Annotated in this window: 11 protein-coding genes; all 11 read left to right on the forward strand. The window is 75.0% G+C overall.

Going from position 1 to position 15,056, the window contains the following annotated elements:
* Window positions 1–4 precede the first annotated feature (4 nt).
* The 11 genes from OG823_RS29165 to OG823_RS29215 all read left to right on the forward strand — a co-directional run bounded on the left by OG823_RS29165 (window position 5) and on the right by OG823_RS29215 (window position 14,536).
* On the forward strand, window positions 5–2,110 hold the full coding sequence (locus tag OG823_RS29165) for a glycosyltransferase (protein ID WP_371483079.1): 2,106 nt from the start codon (window positions 5–7) through the stop codon (window positions 2,108–2,110).
* Window positions 2,103–3,209, forward strand: a complete 1,107-nt coding sequence (locus tag OG823_RS29170; RefSeq protein WP_371483080.1) for a sugar phosphate nucleotidyltransferase — start codon at window positions 2,103–2,105, stop codon at window positions 3,207–3,209. Before OG823_RS29165 ends, OG823_RS29170 begins: the two co-directional genes overlap by 8 nt.
* A complete protein-coding gene (locus tag OG823_RS29175; protein WP_371483081.1) occupies window positions 3,202–4,233 on the forward strand; it encodes an ROK family protein in 1,032 nt (343 codons plus the stop codon). Before OG823_RS29170 ends, OG823_RS29175 begins: the two co-directional genes overlap by 8 nt.
* Window positions 4,230–5,117 (forward strand): NAD(P)-dependent oxidoreductase, encoded by an 888-nt coding sequence (locus tag OG823_RS29180; protein ID WP_371483082.1) that lies wholly within the window; start codon window positions 4,230–4,232, stop codon window positions 5,115–5,117. The genes OG823_RS29175 and OG823_RS29180 overlap by 4 nt, the downstream gene beginning before the upstream one ends.
* Window positions 5,114–5,656 carry an NUDIX domain-containing protein gene (locus OG823_RS29185; RefSeq protein ID WP_371483083.1) on the forward strand — a complete coding sequence of 181 codons (543 nt, stop codon included), beginning with the start codon at window positions 5,114–5,116 and terminating at the stop codon, window positions 5,654–5,656. The genes OG823_RS29180 and OG823_RS29185 overlap by 4 nt, the downstream gene beginning before the upstream one ends.
* A gap of 26 nt (window positions 5,657–5,682) precedes the next feature.
* On the forward strand, window positions 5,683–7,842 hold the full coding sequence (locus OG823_RS29190; protein WP_371483084.1) for a glycogen/starch synthase: 2,160 nt from the start codon (window positions 5,683–5,685) through the stop codon (window positions 7,840–7,842).
* 1 nt (window position 7,843) lies between these two features.
* Window positions 7,844–8,707, forward strand: coding sequence for an HAD family hydrolase (locus OG823_RS29195; protein WP_371483085.1), 864 nt, complete (start codon window positions 7,844–7,846; stop codon window positions 8,705–8,707).
* Window positions 8,691–10,790 (forward strand): 4-alpha-glucanotransferase, encoded by a 2,100-nt coding sequence (malQ, locus tag OG823_RS29200; protein ID WP_371483086.1) that lies wholly within the window; start codon window positions 8,691–8,693, stop codon window positions 10,788–10,790. Before OG823_RS29195 ends, malQ begins: the two co-directional genes overlap by 17 nt.
* A gap of 312 nt (window positions 10,791–11,102) precedes the next feature.
* Entirely contained in the window at window positions 11,103–12,056 is a 954-nt protein-coding gene (locus OG823_RS29205) for an adenosine kinase (protein WP_371483087.1), read from the forward strand.
* Window positions 12,053–13,546, forward strand: coding sequence for a GMC family oxidoreductase (locus OG823_RS29210; RefSeq protein WP_371483088.1), 1,494 nt, complete (start codon window positions 12,053–12,055; stop codon window positions 13,544–13,546). The genes OG823_RS29205 and OG823_RS29210 overlap by 4 nt, the downstream gene beginning before the upstream one ends.
* A gap of 42 nt (window positions 13,547–13,588) precedes the next feature.
* Window positions 13,589–14,536 carry an aldo/keto reductase family oxidoreductase gene (locus OG823_RS29215; protein WP_371483089.1) on the forward strand — a complete coding sequence of 316 codons (948 nt, stop codon included), beginning with the start codon at window positions 13,589–13,591 and terminating at the stop codon, window positions 14,534–14,536.
* Window positions 14,537–15,056: the final 520 nt, after the last annotated feature.

The following is a 15,056-nucleotide window of genomic DNA, read 5'->3' on the forward strand; positions in this document are numbered from 1 at the left end:
ACCCGTGCACATCATCGAGACCTACTTCGAGTGCGGCGGCTTCGACCACCGCCTCATCCAGGGCGGAACGTCCGTCTACCTCTGGAACCTCTCCAAGGCCCTGGCCGGCCAGGGCCACCGCGTCTCCATCGTCACCCCCGCCCACGGCCGGCTGGACGACCTGCGGCGCCTGCACCACCTGGAGACGCTCGACTACCGGGACTCGTACGAGCTGCCCGTCGTCCTCGACCCGCAGACCTGGGGCGAGCGCTTCCCCGCCGAGGTGCGGATCCCGCTGACCACCACCGCGCACCTGCTGCGGCTGGAGGGGGTCGACCTGTACTTCCTCTCCAACGAGCTGCTCGACCAGCTGCCGGACCGGTTCTACCCGCCGTACCGGAGCAAGGGCCAGGACCTGGTCTTCTTCAAGCCGCTGGCGTACCAGGTGGACAGCATCCGCTTCATCCGCGAGCGGTTCGCCGACCAGAAGGCCGTGGTGCATGCCCACGAGCCGTACTACCACTACCTGATCCCGGCGGCCTTCCGCGCGGATCCGGACAAGATGGTGGTCGGCACCGTGCAGAGCAACATGCCGATCACCAAGAAGGTCTACCGCCCCAAGGTGGAGCGGCTGCTGGAGTTCCTGGACGCCGGGGTGACGCTGCCCGCCGAGGACGCCGGCGCGCCGCGCACCGAGCACGAGGCGGTGATGAGCAGCTACCAGCAACTCACCCACCTGCACTACGAGTACGACCCGGGACACGTCCGGGTGTACGACCTGGTGGCCGAGCACGCCGACCTGGTCGACTTCCTCTCGCCCGGGCACCAGGACTTCTACACCGATTTCGCCGACACCCCGTTCGAGCAGATCTTCACCCGGCTGCCCATCCACGAGACGGTGCGGCGCAACGCCCACAAGAGCTTCGTGGGCGGCTGCGCGGTCGGCGACACCTGGACGAGCGGTGAGCCGCCCGCCGCGGACCGGGCGGCGGTACTGGGCGGACTGGGACTGGACCCGGCACTGCCCACCTTCTTCCACAACGCCCGCTACGCGGTGAACCACAAGGGGCAGGTCGAACTGTTCCGGGCCGTCGACCGGGTGCTCTCCGAGGGTCTGGCCGCCAACTTCGTGCTGCGCTGCATCAGCGACGCGGGGATCGACGACCCGTACGTCCACGAGGTGGTCGAGCGGCACAAGGGCCGCGTCCATCTGGAGTGGGAGCGGGTCGACGAGCGCCGGATCACCGAGTACGCGGCCTCCAGCGACTTCTGCCTCTTCCCGTCGAAGTTCGAGATGGACACCTTCCTGATCGCGCAGGGCGAGGCGATGGCCGCGGGCGCGGTGCCGATCGCCACCGCGCAGCTGGGCATGGCGCACTTCGGGCACGTCGCCGACCCGATCGAGGGCCCCGACGCCGACCGGGCCACCGGCTTCGCCGTCAACCGCTCCTTCACCGAGGACGACCCGCTGCTCGCCGACGCCCTCGCCCGGCGCATCCACCAGGCCGCGGCCCTGCTGCGCGACCGGCCCGAGGAGTACCGCCGGCTGCGGGCCAACGCCGTCGCCAACGCACGGCAGTTCACCTGGGACCGAGCCGCGAGCCTGCACGTCGCCGCCTTCACCCCGCTCTGGGAGGGCCGCCGGCCCGAGCTCGGCACCGGCCGCATCCTGCGGCACGGCTGGTTCGACCTGCTGCCGGACGAGGCGTACCGCCTGCACCACGAGGAGGTCGCCGAGGCCGCCGTCCGGCTTGGCGACGCCGAGGCCTACCGGCGCTGCCGGGAGCTGGACGGCCGGGCCGCCCGCGCCCTGTTCGAAGCGGCCTGGGCCCGCGCCGACTTCGCCCGCTGCGAGCGGACCGCCGACAGTGATCCGGAGCTGCGCGCCCGGCTGGACGGCCGCTGCACCGTCGAGGACGGCCGGATCGTCTACCGGCTGCCGGGAGCCGAGCGGGTCGAGCTGGTCCGGCTCGCCCCGGCCGGCGCCGGCCGGCAGCAGGTGACGGTGCAACGGCTCGTCCGGGACGGCGCGGAGTTCACCGGTGAGCTGTCGGCCGAGGACGAGGAACTCCACCTGCTGCTGACCCTGGCCACCGGCCGCGCGACCTGGGACGTGGTGCGCCGTGGCTGACGCAGTACGCGCCGTCCTGCTGGCCGGGGGCGAGGGCCGCCGGATGGGCAGGCTCGGCCACGGCCGGCTCAAGCCGCTGGTGCCCTTCGGCGGTGCCTGCCGCCTGATCGACTTCTCGCTCGCCAACGCCGCCGCCTCCGGCCTCGGTGAGGTGCTGCTGCTCTCCCAGTACGAGGAGGAGCAGCTGATGGACGACCTGTACCGGACCTGGTGGCGGCCCGGCTTCCGGGTGAACTTCGGCCCCTACGACCGGGCCTACCGCGAGGGCGGCGGGCGCGGCCCCGAGCGCCCGGCCGGGCCGCCGGAGCGGGGCACCGCCGACGCGCTGATCCGCAAGGCGCCGTACGTCTTCGGCCCCGGCACCTCCGAGGTGCTGGTGCTGCACGCGGACCACGTCTACCGCTTCGACTACCGCCCGCTGATCGAGCAGCACCGCCGCTCCGGCGCCGCGCTGACCGTCTGCTACCAGCGGATCGAACGCCGCTTCGTGCACCTGTTCGGCATGGTCGAGTTCGACGCCGGCGGCCGGCTCACCCGGTTCGTCGAGAAGCCCGCCGAGCCGACCAGCGACCTGGTCTTCGCCGCGTTCTGCGTCTTCGACGCCACCGTGCTGCACCGCTACCTGGAGAAGCTCGACGGCACCGACTGGCAGCACGACATCAGCCGGGACGTCATCCCCGCCATGCTGGCCGGCGGCGAGCTGATCCTCGGTCACGAGGTACCGGGCCACTGGGAGGACATCGGCACCGTCGACCGCTACCACCTCGCCCACCTGGCCATGGTGGGGGAGGACCCGACCCTGCCGCCGGCCGAGCTGCCCAGCACGGTCGAGCCCGGTACGGCGCGCGGCCTGGTCGTCGCCGCACCGGGGATCGAGCGCAGCATGGTGCCCGCCGACCTGGTGAACCACGGCCGGATCGAACACTCCGTCGCCTTCCCCGGCGTGCGGATCGGCGCCGGGGCACTGGTGCGCCGCAGCGTCCTGCTGCCCGGCGCGGTCGTCCCCGCCGGTGCCCGGATCGACTCGGCGATCGTCCTGGAGGACGGCTTCGTCCAGCAGGTGGAGACCTCGTACGCCCAGGGAGGGGCCAGTGTCTGAACCCGCCTTCACCGTCGCCGACCTCGGGGGCACCACCCTGCGGATCGCCCGCTACGGCACCGACACGGACGCCGTCACCGACATCCGGCGCACGCCCACCGAGGGCATGGCCCGCCACCCCGGCGCCGCCGTACCGGAACTGCAGGACAGGGTGGTCGAGCAGCTGGCCGAACTGGCCGCCGCGGCCGTCGCGCGCCACCGCAGCAGCGCTCTCGCGCTGGCCTTCGCCGGCCCGGTCACCGCCGACGGGCGGGTGACGGCCGCACCGACCGTGTGGGGCGGTCCCGGTGCGACGCTGCCGCTGCGCCTCCTGCTGGAGGAGCGCCTCGGCCTGCCGGTGGTGGTCGTCAACGACCTGACGGCGGCGGTCTGGCGCTACGTCGCCACCGAGGGGCAGCAGCCGTTCTGCCTGATCACGGTGAGCTCCGGGATCGGCAGCAAGGTCTACCGCGACGGGGAGGTGCTGCTCGACCCCGAGGGCCACGGCGGCGAGCTCGGGCACTGGACCTGCGACCCCTCCCCGCAGGCACCGCCGTGCGACTGCGGCGGACGCGGCCACCTCGGCGGCATCGCCTCCGGACGCGGCATGCAGGCCGCCGCCCGCCGGGCCGCCCTGCTCGACCCGGCCGGCTACGCCCGCTCCCTGCTCGGGGCGGCCGCGCCCGATCCCGGGGAGCTCGACAACCGGGCCCTGGCCCTGGCCGTCCGCGACGGGGACGGGTTCGCCACCGCCGTGCTGCGCGGCGGCCTCGCGCACCTCGCCTCCGCGATCACCGCGGTGTTCACCTCGATCGGCGTGCGCCGCTACGTCCTGATGGGCGGCTTCGCGCTCGCCGTCGGGCCCCGCTACGCCCAGCTGCTCACCGAGGAGCTGGAGCGCCTCGGCTGCTTCGGCCTCAGCGGCGAGGAGATCCGCCGGATGGTCGTGCTGGGCGAACCGGACGACGACCACGGCCTGATCGGCGCCGGCCGGCTGCTCACCGCCCGCGGCGCCAACCCCCGGCGGGCGGTGACGGTACGGTGACCCGGACCTTGATCGTCGGCAGCGGATTCGTCGGCCGCGCCCTCGCCGCCCGGCTGCGCGCCGAGGGCGCCGACCCCGTGCTGGCCTCCCGCCGCCCGCCCGCCGGGACCACCACTTCCTGGGTGCCGCTCGACGCGGCCGACGCCGGCGCCTGCGCCCGGGTGGTGGACCAGGTCGCCCCCGACCGGCTGGTGCTGGTGCACGGCCCCTCCGACGTCACCTGGTGCGAGGCCGACCCCGAACGCGCCGTCGCGCTCCACACGGCGGCGGCGGCCAACCTCACCGCCGCCGCGGCCGGCCGCCGCACGGTGCTGATCTCCACCGACAACGTCTTCGACGGCAGCTCGCCGGCCAACGACGAGAACAGCCCCACCAGCCCCGCGAACGCCTACGGCCGGGCCAAGCTGCACGCCGAGCGGATCATCGGGGAGGCGGCCGACAGCACGGTGCTGCGGGTCAGCCTGATCTACGGCTGGGAGCCGGCCGAGGCCGGCAAGTGGCTCAACTTCTTCGCGTCCTGCGCCCACCGACTGCGCCGGGGCGAGCCGGTGGAGGCCCCCGACGACCAGTGGACCACGCCCGTCCTGGTCGAGGACGTCGCCACCGTGACCGCCGCCGTGCTGGGCGCGGGCGCGCCGGCGCTGCTCCACCTCGGCGGCCCCGACCGGATCTCCCGAGCGGCCTGGGCCGAGGCGGTCGCCGACGGGCTCGGCGTGCCCCGCTCGCTGGTGCGCCGGGTGCCGAAGGCCGCCGGGCGGTACGCCAGCAGACCCACCAACACCTGCCTGACCAGCGACCGGCTGGAGAGCTTCCTGGCCGCCCGGGGCCTGCGGGTGCGCGGGGTCGCCGAGGGCGTCCGCGTCCTGCTGGAGGCCGCGCCGTGATCCGTACCGTCCGCTCCCGCGAGGTCTACCGCAACCCGTGGATGAGCGTGCGCGAGGACGAGATCGAGCACGCCGACGGCAGCCCCGGCCGGTACGGGGTGATCGACAAGCCCGACTACGCCCTGGTGATCCCCCGCCAGGACGGCCGGGTGCACCTGGTGGAGCAGTACCGCTACCCCGTCGGTGGCCGCTACTGGGAGTTCCCGCAGGGCTCCTGGCCCGAGGGACACGAGGGCGAGGCCCCGCTCGACCTCGCGCGCGCCGAACTGCGCGAGGAGACCGGCCTGCGGGCCGACCGGATGACCTACCTGGGCCGGCTGCACGTCGCCTACGGCTACGCCAGCCAGGGCTGCCACGTCTTCCTCGCCGAGCAACTGACGGCCGGCCGCCCGCAGCGGGAGGCCACCGAGGCGGACATGCGCCAGCGCTGGGCCGACCCCGGCGAATGGCGCGACCTCATCCGCTCCGGGCGGATCACCGACGCCGCCACCCTGGCCGCGCACACCCTGCTCACCCTGCACACCACCGGCTCGGCCTGACCCGCGACGACAGAGAGGACCCGACGGTGCACATCGTCAAATTCGCCTTCGAGAGCGTGGGCTTCGACGTCCGCCTCATGCGCGGCGGCCTCGCCTCACTGGTCTGGAACCTGGCCCGCGAGTTCGCCGACCAGGGCCACCGCGTGTCCGTGATCACCCCCGCGCACGGCTGCCTGGACCATCTCAGGGCGCACTACCCCCTGGAGGAGCTGGACCACGAGGACCGGCACACCGTCCCGCTGGTGCTGGACCCGGCCGTGTGGCCCGGGCACCCCGCCGAGCTCGACCTCCACCTCACCACCCGCGCCCACCGGCTGCGGCACGAGGGCGTGGACATCTACTTCCTCTCCGACGAGTACCTCGACCTGCTCCCCGAGCGGATCTACCCGGCCCGCGCCAGCGAGGGCCGCGACCTGGCCTTCTTCAAGCCGCTGGTCTTCCAGGTCTCCGGACTGCGCTTCCTGCGCGCCCACTTCGGCGACGAGCCCGCCGTGGTCCAGGCCTACGAGCCCTACTACCACTACCTGCTGCCGCCCGTCCTGCGCACCGATCCGCGCTTCCTGGTGGTCAGCACGCTGGCCAGCAACATGCCGATCAACCAGCAGATCCACCGGCCGCAACTGGAACGGCTGCTCCGGCTGTTCGGCGCCGACACCGACGTCGACCTGGACCGCCTCGCCGACCCGCCGGCCCACGGCGCGCTGGCCGAGGCGATGGCCGCCCACCTGCCGAGCACCCACCTGGCCGACCCCCGGATCGCCGACGGCATCAGCTACTTCGCCCTGGTGGCGGCCACCAGCGACCTGCTGGACTTCCTGACCCCCGGGCAGCTGGACTTCTACTCCGCCTTCCGGGACACCCCCTTCGAGCAGGCCTTCCAGAACCTGACCGTCGCGCGGATCATCGAACGGTCGGCGCCCCGCCAGTTCGTCGGCGGCTGCGCCGTCCCCGACGGCTGGGGGGCCCGTGTCCCGGCCGGCACCGACCGGGAGCAGGCGCTCACCGCCCTCGGGCTCGACCCGGCCCTGCCGACCTTCTACCACGTCGCCCGCTTCTCGGTGCACCACAAGGGCCAGGTCGAGCTGTTCCGGGCGGTCGACGCGGTGCTCGCCACCGACCCGGACATCAACTTCGTGCTGCGCTGCGCGGTGGCGGCCGGCGGCGACGGCGTGGTCAGCGGCGTCGGCGACCCGTACTTCCAGGAGATCGCCGACCGCCACCCCGGGCGGGTCCGGCTGGACTGGGCGATGGCCGGGGAGGAGGTGCTCCAGCAGGAGGCGCTGGCCTCCGACTTCTGCCTCTTCCCGTCCAAGTTCGAGCTGGACTCCTTCCTGATCGCGCAGGGGCAGCTGATGGCCTGCGGTGTGGTGCCGATCGGCACCGCGCAGGAGGTCACCACCCACTACCGGCACCAGCTGCCGCGCGAGCACCCGGACGCCACCGGCTTCTGCGTCCCGCGCTCCTTCACCGAGGACGACCCGCTGCTCGCCGCCGCCCTGGCGGAGCGCATCCGGGAGGCCGCCCGGATCCACCGCGAGGAGCCGGCCGAGTACCGCCGGCTGTCCGACAACGCCAGGGCGCTCGCCCGCCGCTTCACCTGGCGCAAAGCCGCCACCGCCCGGCTCGCGACCTTCGCCGCGGCCGCCGCCGGGGTGCTGCCCGGCCTGACACCCGAACGGGCCGCCGGCTACGGCTGGTTCGACACTCTGGCCGACACCGACTGGGTGACGCACCGCCGCGAGATCGCCGAGGCCGCCCTGCTCCGCGGCGACCTGGCGAGCTACCGCAGGTGCGTCCCGGAGGTCGGCCGGCCCGAGCTGGAGCAGCTGTTCGCCGCCGCGTACGACCGGGCCGACTTCGGGCGCTGCGCGGAACTCGGCCGGCTGCTGGACGATCCCGGCCGGACCGCCCTGCTGGAGGGGCGCTGCGTGGCCGAACGGGTGCCCGAGGGCCTGCGGATCGACTACCGGCTGCCGCACGCCGAGAGCGTGCTGCTCCTGCTGCCGACCGGCGAACACCGGCTCACCGGCGCGGACGGCCACTTCTCGGTCGTGCTGGCGCAGGAGCCGGCCGGGCCGCTGGTCCTCCTGCTGGGGCTGCGCGGGGGCCGCTCCGCCTGGGACGAACGCGCCGTCGACGCCTGCCGGCCGGCGGCGCCGGTCGGCGCGGGCCGGAAGCGGGGCTGAGATGACCGCACCCGCCCGTGGCGGGCCGCCGCGCTTCGCCGTGGTCGCCACCGACCTGGACGGCACCCTGCTGCGCGGCGACCTCAGCGTCTCCGCGCGCACCAGGGCCGCGCTCGACCACGCCGTGGCGGCCGGGGCCCGGCACCTGGTGGTCACCGGGCGCCCGGCGGGCGGCTGCCGGAGCCTGCTGGAGCGACTGGACTACCGGGGCCTGGCGGTCTGCGGCCAGGGCGCCCAGCTCTACGACGTCGGCGCCGACCGGCTGCTGTCCTCCGCGACGCTGGACGGCCCCACCGTCCGGGCCCTGCTCGCGCTGATCGCCGAGCGGGCGGGAGCGCTGGACCTCGCCGTGGTCACCTCCGGTCTGGCGGGCCGGTTCGTGGTCACGCCCGGCTTCGGTGAACGGCTGCGGCACGGCTGGCGGCTCGCCGAGCGGCCGGCCGAGCTGTGGGAGCAGCCGGTGGACAAGGTCCTGATCCGGCGCCGGGGAATGGACGACGACCGGCTCGCCGCGCTGGCCCAGCAGGTGTGCGCGGACGCGGTCACCGTCACCCACTCCGGCGAGGGCCTGGTCGAGCTGCTGCCCGCCGGGGTCAGCAAGGCGAGCGGGCTGGCCGCCGCGGCCGCCCGGCTGGGCTTCACCGCCGCCGAGACCGTCGCCTTCGGCGACATGCCCAACGACATCCCGATGCTGGAGTGGGCCGGGCACGGCGTGGCCATGGGCAACGCCCACGCCGAGCTGCGCCGGCGGGCCGACGAGATCGCGCCGACCAACGAGGAGGACGGCGTCGCCGCGGTACTCGAACGCCTCTTCCCGACCGACCCCCACCGAGCGGAGAACCGGACCGATGCCGCCCACCCGTGAACTGGCCGAGCTGGCGCGCCTGCACCGCGTCGACACCCACTACACCACCGACCTCGGGCGCCGGGTCGACACCTCGCCGGACACCCTGCGCGCCGTGCTCGCCGCCCTGGGCGTCGACGCCGCCACCGACGGCGCCGTCCGGGCGGCCCTGGCCGAGCGCCGGCACACGCTGGCCGAACGGCTGCTGCCGCCCAGCGTCGTCCTGCGGTCCGGACGGCCGCGCGCGGACCTGACTGCCCCGCCCGGCACCGAGCTGTGGGTCGAGAGCGAGGACGGCGGCGCGCACCGCCTCGCCTCCCTCGGCAAGGAGGCGGCCGAGCTCCCGGTCGGCCGCCACACCCTGCACGCCGCGCTCGGCGGCCGCACCGAGGCCGTGCCGCTGCTGATCGCCCCCACCCGGCTGGCCGGTCCCGCGGTGCGCGGCTGGGGCTTCCTGGCCCAGCTCTACTCCCTGCTCTCGCAACGCTCCTGGGGCATGGGCGATCTCGCGGATCTCGCCGCGCTGGGCCGCTGGGCGGGCGGCCTCGGGGCGGACTTCATCCAGCTCAACCCGCTGCACGCCTACGTCCCGGGGCCGCTGCCCGACCCCTCCCCGTACCGGCCCAGCAGCCGCCGCTTCCCCGACCCGATGAACCTGCGGATCGAGGCCGTCCCGGAGTACGCCGCGCTGTCGCCCGCCGACCGGGAGGCCGCCGAGCGGCTCGCCGCCGGCGCCGCCCGGCTGCGCGAGAGTGTGCTGGGCGGCGGCCTGATCGACCGGGCCGCCGTCCGCGACCTCAAGTTCCGGGCGCTGGAGCTGCTGTACCGGGTGCCGCTCGGCCCGGCCCGGCAGGCCGCCTTCCAGCGGTACGCCGACGAGGAGGGACCAGGGCTCACCGACTTCGCCACCTGGTGCGCGCTCGCCGAGGTGCACGGGACCCGTTGGCGGTCCTGGCCGCCGGGGCTGCGCGATCCCGACGGTCCGGCGGTCGCCTCGGCCCGGGTCGAGCTCGCGGCCCGGATCGAGTTCCACCGCCGGGTGGCCTGGCTGGTCGACGAACAGCTCGCCGAGGCGCAGCTGGCCGCGACCGGCTCCGGCATGGCCATCGGCCTGATGCACGACCTCGCGGTCGGCGTCGATCCGGAGGGCGCGGACGCCTGGAGCCTGCGCCGCTACCTCGCCGAGGGCATGACGGTCGGGTGCCCGGCCGACGACTTCAACCCGCACGGACAGGACTGGGGCCTGCCGCCCTGGCGTCCCGACACCCTGGCCGAGGCCGGGTACGCGCCCTTCGCGCAGGTGCTGCGCGGTACGCTGCGCCGCTCCGGCGCGCTGCGGCTGGACCACATCATGGGGCTGTTCCGGCTCTGGTGGGTGCCGGCCGGGGCCCGGGCGGCCGAGGGCGCCTACGTCCGGTACGACCACGAGGCCATGCTCGGGGTGCTCGCCCTGGAGGCCCACCGGGCCGGCAGCATGGTGATCGGCGAGGATCTCGGCACGGTCGAGCAGGGCGTGCGGGAGGAGCTGACGGACCGGGGGATCCTCGGGACGTCCGTCCTGCGCTTCGAGTACCTGGGCGGGTCGGAGCACCGCTCGGGGCCGTTGCCGCCCGAGCAGTGGCGGGGCGACTGCCTGGCCACCCTGACCACCCACGACCTGCCCAGCACCGCGGCCTGGCTGGACGGCGCGCACGTACGGCTGCACGACCGGCTCGGCCTGCTCAACGAGCCGGTGGAGCAGGCCGAGGAGGCGGCCGCGGCCGAGCGGACGGGCTGGCTCGGGGAGCTGGCCCGGGCGGGGGCGCTCGGCCCCGAGGACGCGGGGGCGGGCGCCGTCCCCAGCCGGGAGGCGATGGGCCTGCACCGCTTCCTCGCGCTCACCCCGGCGAAGCTGCTCGGCGTCTGGCTGCCGGACACGGTGGGCGACCGCCGTCCGCAGAACCTGCCGGGCACCGCCGACGAGTACCCCAACTGGCGGCTGCCGATCGCCGACCCTGCCGGGCGCCCGCTCACCCTGGAGGAGCTCGCCGACCGGCCCGGCCCGCGGGCGGTCGCCGAGCTCTACCGGGAGCTGCCCGCGACAGGAGGCCCGCGCGAGGTGTGACGCCCCGCCCCGTCGGAGGCGGGCACGCGGCGGGTCCTCCCTACCGTACCGGGGCCTCCCGCGAGCCGTTCTGCAAGAATTTGCGGGAACTACCTGCAACTTCTTGCCATCATCTGCGGTGCCTGCTTGACTCACCTGTCGACAGCGTCAGTTGACGGCGACTCGGATCGCCGGCCGCGATCCGGCGGCGGCCTGGCCGGCTCGGCCGGGCCCCGGCCGCCGCCGGGCAGCCGCCGGGCAGCCGCCGGGCAGCCGCCGCACACCGGCCGCCGCACGGCCGGCCCACCCACGTAAGGCCCGAGAGGAACACCGATGAGTACCGAGACCGACGTCCTCGTCCTGGGAGGCGCTGGCGTTGACACGATCGTGTACGTCCCCGAGCTGCCGCTTCCGTTCGCCGACAGCTACATGGTCCCCGGGATCGAGATGCGCGCGGGCCAGACGGGTGACTTCGTCGCCCTCGGGGTGAGCGCCCTCGGCCTGCGCACGCACCACCTCGACATGCTCGGCGACGACCACCCGGGCGACCTGATCAGGGCCCTGCACCAGGAGCGCGGCATCGCGCTCACCGAGGTCCCACTGCCGGGCGGCACCAAGCGCGCGGTCAACCTGGTCGGCCCGGACGGGCGGCGGCTGTCGCTGTACGACGACAGCCGCTCGCACGAGGCGGACCGGCTGCCGGAGGAGACCGTCCGGGCCCTGGCCTCGGTGAGCCGCCACGCCCACGTCTCGATCACCTACCCCTGCGCCTTCGCCCTGCCGGTGCTGCGCGAGGCCGGCCTGACCATCTCGACGGACCTGCACAACTGGGACGGCGTCAACCCGTACCACGAGACCTTCGCCTACGAGGCGGACATCGTCTTCGTGTCCGCCACCGCCCTCGCGGAGCCCGAGCGGACCGTGCGGCAGATCGCGGAACGCGGCAAGGCCCGGGTGGTCGTCGCCACCGCGGGCGCCGAGGGGGCGTACCTGCTGGCCGACGGCGAGCTGACGCACGTGCCGGCCGTCGCTCCGCCGGCTCCGGTGGTGGACTCCAACGGCGCCGGCGACGCCTTCGCCTCCGGCTTCCTGCTCGGCTGGCTGGCCGGGGAGCCGCCGCTGCGCTGCGCCCGCTACGGCGCGGTCGCCGGTGCCTACGCCTGCACCGTCCCGGCGACCAAGGCCGACGCCATCGGCCGGGACGAACTCCTCGCCCGGGTCGCCGAGCTGGACGCCGCCGAGGCCGGGCCGGCGCGGGGCGCGGACCGGGCCGGGGAGCGCGCGTGACGGCCGGACCGGCCGCGGCCGGCTACGACGTGGTCGTCCTCGGCGGGGGAGTGGCCGGCTGCGTGCTGGCCGCCCGGCTGAGCGAGGACCGCGCCCGCTCGGTCTGCCTGGTGGAGGCCGGCCCGGACTACGGACCGGACCGGCAGGACTGGCCGCCCACGCTGCGCGACGCCCGCGCCCTGCCGCGCGACGACGTCTGGGAGCGGCACGCACCCGTGCACCGGATCCGCGCGCGGGTCATCGGCGGCTCCTCCAGCATCAACGGCTGCTGGAACACCTGGGGGTCGGAGGCCGACCACGCCGCCTGGGAGCGGGCGGGCGGCCCAGGCTGGTCCGCGTCCGCGATGGAGCCGTACCGCCTGCGGGCGGTGGAGCAGATGCGCCTGCGGCAGGTGCCGGAGCGCGAGTTCTCGCCCTGGAGCCGGGCCGCCCTGGCGGCGGCCGCCGAACTCGGCTACCGGGAGGTGGACATGGCCGCCCCCGGCGGTCCCGGCTACGGCACCCCGCTGCTCAACGCCGTCGACGGGCTGCGCCGGAACGCGGCCTTCGGCTACCTGGACGAGGCGCGCTCCCGCCCCAACCTGACCATCCTCGCCGGCGCCGTGGTGGACCGGCTCGACGTCCGCGGCGGGCGCGTGCACGGCGTCGAGATCGAGGTGGACGGACGGCGTGAGCGGCTGGTCGCCGACAGCTACCTGCTGGCCGGCGGCACCTTCGGGTCGCCCGCCGTACTCCTGCGCAGCGGGATCGGCCCGGCCGCCCACCTGGCGGAGGTCGGCATCCGGCCCGAGATCGACCTGCCCGGCGTCGGCGCGAACCTCGTCGACCAGCCCGGCGTCTTCGTACCGCTGGCCCCCACGGCGGAGCTGAACGCGAGCCTCGCCGCCCAGCAGGCGGCCGGCGAACTGTACGTCAGCCGGATGCTGGTCCGGGCGGCCGGCGAGGACTGCCCCGACGACTCCTGGAACCTGCACATCCTGCCCGCCGCCGGGCCGCCGCTGTTCGGCAAGCTGGCGCCGGGGGAGTTCGAGGCCGGCATCTCCGCCTTCGTGATGAACCCCCGCTCGCGCGGCCGGCTGCGGCTCACCTCGGCCGATCCGGCGGCGGCCCCGGAGATCGACCCCGGCTTCCTCTCGGACGACGGCGGGCGGGACGTCGCCGTGCTGCGATCGGGCCTGGAGATCGTCGAGCGGATGGCCGCCACGGCGGCGCTGAAATCCCTGGCGGGGCCGCTGAGCGGGCACCCCGCGCGGGATCTCTCCGACGAGCGGCTCCGTGCCCGGCTCGGCACCTACTGGCACCCGGTGGGCACCTGCGCCGTGGGGTCGGACGACGACCCGTTCGCCGTGGTCGACGGGCAGGCCCGGGTGCGCGGAGTGTCGAACCTGCGGATCGTCGACGCTTCTGTGCTGCCGACCGTCCCGGCGGCCAACACCCAGCTCCCGGTGCTCGCCGTCGCGGAGATGCTGGCCGATACGCTGCGGGACTGACCGGCTCTCGCCGGCCCCGCGACCCAGGGAGGAGAACCGGGTATGACAGGAAGCCACGACACCGCCGCCGTCCGTCGGCCGTTGTACGGCTGCATGGGACTCGGCGGCGGCTGGGACACCAGCCCCTTCACCGCCGCGGACATCGGCCACGCCGAGGCGGCCGTCGAGGCTGCCCTGGCCGCCGGGATCACGGCCTTCGACCACGCCGACATCTACCGGTACGGCAAGTCCGAAGCGGTCTTCGGGGAGGTGCTCGCCAGGACGCCCGGCCTGCGCGAGCGCATCGTCCTGCAGACCAAGTGCGGCATCCGGCTGCCCGAGGAGGGGCTCCCGGGCCGGTACGACCTGCGGGGGCCGAGCATCCTCCGGCGGGTCGAGGAGAGCCTCGGGCGGCTGCGGACGGACGTCATCGACGTCCTGCTCCTGCACCGGCCCGACCCCCTGGCCGACCCGCAGGACATCGCCGCCGCGCTCGCCGAGCTGCACGGCCAGGGGCTGGTGAGGAACTTCGGCGTCTCCAACATGAGCGCGGCGCAGATCGCCCGCCTGCAGGCGCACCTCGACGTGCCGCTGGTCGTCAACCAGCTGGAGATGAGCCTGGGGCGACGGGACTGGGTGGAGGCCGGCGTCCTGGTGAACACCCCGGCCGCGGCCGGCAACGGCTTCCCGCACGGGACGCTCGAACACTGCGCCGCGAACGGGATCCGGCTGCAGGCGTGGGGAGCGCTGGCCCAGGGGCGCTTCACCGGCTCCCGGGAGACACCGGCCGGGCGCCTCGTCGCGGAGCTGGCCGAACGCCGGGGGACCACGCCGGAGACGATCGTGCTCTGGTGGCTCCAGCGCCACCCGGCGGGCATCGCCCCGGTCATCGGCACCAGCCGGCCCGAGCGCATCGGCGCCTGCCGCGACGCCGTGCAGCGCGAGCCCGAGCTCACCCACGAGGAGTGGTACGAGCTGTGGATCGCCGCCCGGGGGGCTCCGCTGCCCTGATCGCGTCCGGCGGGCGACCGATCCGACCCGCTGTACGAGGAACACCCGGCCCGTCGCTCCCGGCCCGTCGCTCCCGGCCCGTCGCTCCCGGCCCGCTCCACCCGACGAAGCCCCGGCCCGCGCGGATCCGCCGCGCTCCGGCCGGGGCTTCGTCGTGCCCGCGAGGCGGTGGCCCGGCCCGGCGTACCGGGCGCCCCGGTTCGCCGGAGGGATCGCCAACGGTCCTGCGTACCAGGCAAGTCGACGGTCGGTCAGCATTACGCAAAGCCTTGCAGAATATTGCTGCAAGTTCTTGTCGTGAGCTGATGCGGGTGGAAGGATCGGCCCCGCCACACGAACCTCGTCAGCCCCACCCGCAACGGCGCGACAGCGCGCACCGCGGCGGCGGCGCCGCCGTCCGGCCGTCCGTCTGTCCGTCCGGTCGGATCACGTGTCCGGATCACGTCGTCCGGGTGTCCTCGTCGGACTTCCTCGCCCGGGCCGCGTCAACGGAGTCGGCGGCGCGGGGCGGCGGCGCGCA

The sequence above is a fragment of the Kitasatospora sp. NBC_00315 genome (assembly GCF_041435095.1).
Lineage (GTDB): Bacteria > Actinomycetota > Actinomycetes > Streptomycetales > Streptomycetaceae > Kitasatospora.